Below are 5,858 nucleotides of genomic sequence, written 5' to 3'. Positions count from 1 at the left end.
TTGCACGGTATCATATAAACAAGCCATCCCGTCAAAACGGGATGGCTTGCAATCATATTAACACATTAAATCAAAAAATCATCCTCTATAACGGAACCATTTGACCAATTCCCTGTAACTGGCTTTCTTGCCGTACATCAAGATACCCACGCGGTAAATACGGCCAGCCACCCAAGTGGTGACGATAAAGCCACCCACCAGCAGCGCAAACGATACGGCGATTTCCCATACAGGCACTCCAAACGGCACGCGTACCAGCATGGCTATGGGCGAGGTGAACGGTATCATACTCAACCAAAACGCCAGCGGGCCATGCGGATCGTTGACCAACACACCGAACGAAAGGATATAGGTGAATAGCAACGGTATCGTAATGGGAAGCATGAATTGCTGGGTTTCGGTTTCACTGTCAACAGCCGATCCCACGGCAGCAAATAGCGCGCTGTAGAGCAAGTACCCACCGAAAAAATAGAGCAGGAACGTCGTGATAATCGTCTGGAAGTCGACTTTGCCCAGCTCATGCGTCACCTTGTCGACCATACCAAGCTCTGAGCCCGCCACCGGATGACCACTCACCAGCTGTTCGTTTTCCACCTGCGCCTTTAAACCATCACCGCCTATCATCCCTGTACCCGCCATACCCGCCAATGCCGTTGACAGCACAATCCACAAGATAAACTGGGTAAGGCCTACCAATCCAATACCCAGAATCTTACCCATCATCAACTGGAATGGTTTGACAGACGAGATGACCACCTCTACAATCCGGCTATTTTTCTCTTCAATGATGCCCCGCATCACTTGCGATCCGTATAAGAAAAGGCAGATATATACCAGTATGGACAACGACATGGCTATTCCCATTGCAGCGCCGGCGCTGCTATCTTTCTCACCTTCCGCCGTGATTTCCTTCGCCGAAACACGTACCTTTGGACGGATACTTTCAACAGTAGCACGGTCTATGCCGGCATCGGCATAAGCCCTGTCGCGGAGCACCTCTTCCAACTGGTCGGTTACCGTGCCCTGCACGCCAAAACTGGCGGTTTCTTTCGAAAACAGTGTCACTTCCGACGAAGCAGTGATATCCGGCGGGATCACCAACAGGAAGTTTTTCCCCTCATCGGTCAGTATACGTTCCTTTGCTGCCGTCACATCGCCAGATCCCTCAACAAACGTAATGTCATCTGTATTTTCAATCTTCCCTTTAAACAAACCGCTTTGATCTACCATATACACGGTGGCTTGGTTGTTCTCGAAACTCTTAGCAGTAAGGTAAATAGTGAGCGCATAAATTCCGATGAGAAACAGCGGAACAAGAAAAGTGACCAATAGAAAAGACTTCTTCTTCACCCGGCTCAGGTATTCGCGTTTGATAATCAGTAATATCTTGTTCATTATGGCGTTACGTTAAGGGTCGACTCGGTTTTGGCGGTTACTTGCTGTACAAAGATATCGTGGATACTCGGAATGACCTCTTTGAGTTCGTGGATGTGTACCAGCGGAATCAGGTATACCAACACATCATTGATGGTTTTGCCATCGGTTATCTGTAGTGTTAATGTGGTATTATCGCCGGTCTCCTCGTGACCGACGATGGTAAATAGGCCGGGAACGTCGGTGAGTTGCCTTTCTTGATGGAGATACTCCACACGGTATGTGTTGGTACGATAGGTATTTTTTATTTCTTTTACCCGGCCATCGAGGATTTTCTTCGACTTATTGATGAGCACGATGGTATCGCACAGCTCTTCAACGGACTCCATACGATGGGTAGAAAAAATAATAGTCGCCCCGTTCCGGTTCAGTGACAGGATTTCGTCTTTGATGATGCTGGCGTTTACCGGGTCGAACGCCGTAAACGGTTCATCGAGGATGATCAAATCGGGCTGATGTACCACAGTCGCTACAAATTGCACTTTCTGCTGCATGCCTTTACTAAGGTCCTCTACTTTCTTGTGCCACCAGCTTTGCATATCCATTTTTTCAAACCAGTGTTTAATGCGATCGGTCGCCTCGCTCCTCGAAAGCCCTTTTAGCTGCGCAAGGTAAAGCATCTGTTCGCCAATTTCCATCTTTTTATACAGCCCACGCTCCTCCGGAAGGTAGCCTATACGGCCGATGTGGTCGGGATTCAGCCGCTCGCCATCAAAGTAAATCTCTCCGCCATCGGGCGCCGTAATTTGGTTGATTATTCGGATAAGCGATGTTTTGCCCGCTCCGTTCGGACCCAAAAGACCGAATATGCTACCCTGTTCGACAACGGTAGACACATCGTCCAGTGCCCGGTGGTTGGCATACTGCTTAACAATATTTTTAATCTCCAGCATCGTGTGTTCTGTGGTTTTACACGTAAGACGCACATGCGCCGAGATTGTTACAGTCTTTGCCGCACCGGTCTGCCGTCAATTCAGCAACTGGTCAAACAATAGGGAAACATAATAGAGCCCACCAACCGATGGATTGCCCCACCCCGTGGTGTATAGCTTATTACCAATGTTGGTACCCCCCAGTTTCACGATAGACTTGATCAGGCGGATCTTTTTGCTCACTTGGGCATCGAAAGTTGAATATGCCGGGATCATGGAATGTCTGCCGATATTTACAGCCGGTGTACCTATTGTTGCGTTCCACAAGAATTTTGTTTGGTGACGGAAGGTGAGTCCAAAGCCCCATCCTGACCGATTGATGTCGCGGTTGGAGAACCCAAGGTTGAACCTGTATTTGGGTGAGTTGAAAAACGTAACAAAAGCGGGATCCTGCTCCTGCAGTTCATCGTCGTTTAACAATACGTTCTGTGTGATGTTACCGCTGAATGTGTAACCTTTTCCAATCACGTAGTCCAGCCCAATGCCCCAACCCGAATTTTTAAGTACCTGGGGTGCATTCACCGGCATGCTGTACACGTTGCGGCGCGTGGGATCGGCCAGGTCTGCCATCGATCCGTTCGGATCTTTCAACTGCACCAATACGGCAGCTCCTTCGAACGAGAGAAAGCGGTTGTAGTAATAGGAGAGGTCGATGAAAAAACGGTTGTCAAGTACACTTTTATAACCCAATTCATAGGTCTCCACCTTTTCGGGCTCCCAGTCTTTGAACTGGTAAGGCGTTATATTGCCGCTTTGGATATCCGAAAGTGCATATACCGGATTGTTCACCATGTTGTAGCGTTCGCGGAAGAGCGGCAGGCCACCGATGATCCGCGCCTGTGGCGTAAGCAGGTCGATGTATTGGTTCTGGGTGGTGGGTATGCGGAACCCCCGTTGGAAGGAGGCGCGGAAATGGTGATTGTCGGCAACGGTCAGCACACCCGATACACGGGGACTGAACTGCCCCTTGAAATTCTCGTTTTTGTCGTAACGCAAGGATGCCGTCAACTTGAAAACATCGTTGAAATTGCGTCCGGCCTGCACATATGCACCCCATTCCCGGATATTGAATTCATGATCGTTGTCGTCGCGTGCAAAGAGGGTACCCTCCGAATTAAGGTCATACACCCGATAGTTTGCACCGGCAATCAGTTCTACGATGGCCGGGTCAATTTGCTGCTTGAAATTGAACATCCCTTCGGCATGGTACATGTTCGAACGGTCGAGGAAATTAGCCCCTGCCGGGATCGCCCGTGTTTTGATATCGGCCATGGTCGCATCGAAGTCGGACCCACCCGGCAGGAACATGCCGTCTGCCGTCTCCAATGCGGGTGCCATGGCATCGGCCATCCATCCGTCACGATTGGCACCGGCATGGGCATTTGCGGCGTTTTGGGCTATTCCCAATGCCGTGGCATGGTCAGCGCCTCCCATCGATGCCTGCTGGTATGCCGTTAAGAATGCCCCCGCATATTGGGTATATGCATTTTGGACAAAAGCTGGCGCCCCGGCACCAATAGCTGTTTGCAAGTACCTTTGGCTCATCAGGCTGCCCAATACACCGAGCGCATGCGCATCCCCCGAGTTTTCACGTGTGGTGTACCCCCGCACAAAGAAATTATCGCCCCTAAGTTCGGCTTTGTATTGCCCCAGCGTAAAATTCTGGATATTATATCGATCAGCGGCAGTATACACCGTAGAGCCGTTTCCCCAATTGGCTTGAAGGATGGCTTCTACCTGATCATTAATCCGATAATGCAAAGACGCATTGAGCTTCAAACTTTTTGTCGGGTAATCCGTCAGCTGTTGTTCGGAATAGCCCGGTGCGGCCTGGTAATAGGGAGGCACCATGCTTTGGAAAATACCACGCGCGGCAGCCACCTGTTGCAGTGGGTCAGCGCCAGCGATAAACTGCGGCAATGTGGCGTTGCCTATTTGTGGTATCCGTGTTGTGTATATGGCCCCCAACGCGGCCGAAGAGCCATCGGAACCATCCCCCGGCATACCATTGGCATACAAAATATCGTAAAGATTCGCCCCTACATCGCCATACCAGTTAACGCCATCATAAGTCGGGTTGCCTTGGGTATTGCCGATATTGTCTTCGAGATCGGTGTTATTGGTAAAGCTCTGGTCGCGGTAGTCGGTTGCCTGCCAATCTTCGGCCTTTAAGTAGGCAATATTGGCTTTAAAAGCAAATTTATCATGGAATGCTTTCGCGAATCTTACCGCCACATCATAAAAGGCCGTGTTGGTCTGCGTACGGTTGGAGGCGCTCATCACGCCGGTTTTCACATAGGCGCTCAGGCCTTGGTACGTAAAAGGCGATTTACTATTCATCAACAGCAGTCCGTTAATGGCATTGGGACCATACAACGCTGAGGCAGCACCGGGTAGAAGCTCCACGTTTTCCACATCGAGTTCCGACATTCCCACCACATTACCTACGGCAAAGTTCAGGCCTGGAGCCTGATTGTCCATGCCGTCCATCAGCTGTACCAGCCGCGTATTGCCGTTCGCGCTGAATCCCCTTGTATTGACCGATCGGAACGTGACCGACTGTGTGCTCATCTCCACGCCCTTCAGGTTTTGCAGTGCATCGTAGAAGCTGGGCTGCGGGCTCTCACGGATGCCCAATACGTTCAGTTTTTCAATCGAAACGGGCGACTCTAACACGCTTTCCTCGATACGGGAGGCCGATACGACGACTTCCGATGCCATCATGGTCTGCTCGTGCAGGATGATGGCCAGCGCCGAAGACGATTCGCTTACGGTAATTTCCTGGGATCCGTAACCAATGGACGAAATGTGTAATGTAAAGGGCAATTGGTCGTTAATCCGCAAGGTAAACCGACCGGCATCATCCGTGGTCGTACCGATGATTTTGCCTTTTACCTGAATGCTAACGCCAACCAATGGCCGGCCTGTCGCATCGGAAACCGTTCCAGACACCGTCGTCTGTGCGCCGGCATGAAGGAAAAACAGATGGAGCGCGAATAGTAAGACGTACCATCCAAAGCGCGTGGGGGTCATCAGGTGTGCCATATCATTCTTATTTATAATTGGTTCCCACAATAATACGAATTATTTCGCCACGAATTTAATTAACCGATTAACATTTTTTAACAGCTTAGGTGATTAAACTATTGCCGCTGGAAACACTCATACCAAAACAGCATCCGTCTATGTGGGACGGATAGCGAAAAAGTATAACAATCTAACAGAGCGTGTCATGAAAAATGTAGTATTAATTGCATTCTTGCTTTCCGGGATGGCTTTCTCGACCTTCGCGCAGGAACGTGTATGGCGGACACCCAAAAGTGCCGAAGAAATCGCGCAGATGCGCACGGACCGTTTGACGGAACAACTCAGCTTATCCAAAGATCAGCAGCGAGCGGTATACGAGCTGAGCTTGGAAAATGCAAAAAAAATGCAGGCCGAACGGAAGGACCGGGCGGCGCGTTCTTCCCGCGTAGCGTCCGCACGCACCGC

Annotated in this window: 4 protein-coding genes; 1 reads left to right on the top strand and 3 read right to left on the bottom strand. The window is 50.2% G+C overall.

Going from position 1 to position 5,858, the window contains the following annotated elements; genetic code table 11:
* Positions 1-78: 78 nt before the first annotated feature.
* The 3 genes from ACO1NT_RS04825 to ACO1NT_RS04815 form a co-directional block, all read right to left on the bottom strand.
* A complete protein-coding gene (locus ACO1NT_RS04825; protein WP_449047286.1) occupies positions 79-1,395 on the bottom strand; it encodes an ABC transporter permease in 1,317 nt (438 codons plus the stop codon).
* Positions 1,395-2,327, bottom strand: a complete 933-nt coding sequence (locus ACO1NT_RS04820; protein ID WP_449047284.1) for an ABC transporter ATP-binding protein — start codon at positions 2,325-2,327, stop codon at positions 1,395-1,397. The genes ACO1NT_RS04825 and ACO1NT_RS04820 overlap by 1 nt, the downstream gene beginning before the upstream one ends.
* Positions 2,328-2,402: 75 nt before the next feature.
* A complete protein-coding gene (locus tag ACO1NT_RS04815; RefSeq protein WP_449047282.1) occupies positions 2,403-5,411 on the bottom strand; it encodes a TonB-dependent receptor domain-containing protein in 3,009 nt (1,002 codons plus the stop codon).
* A 187-nt stretch (positions 5,412-5,598) separates the two neighbouring features.
* On the opposite strand from ACO1NT_RS04815, the gene ACO1NT_RS04810 reads away from it, so the two are divergent.
* A partial coding sequence (locus ACO1NT_RS04810; protein WP_449047280.1) for a hypothetical protein occupies positions 5,599-5,858 on the top strand: 260 nt, incomplete at its 3' end.

The sequence above is a fragment of the Parapedobacter sp. genome (assembly GCF_053550995.1).
Note: the sequence above shows the minus strand (reverse complement) of the source record. Positions and strands in the feature narration are given on the sequence as shown.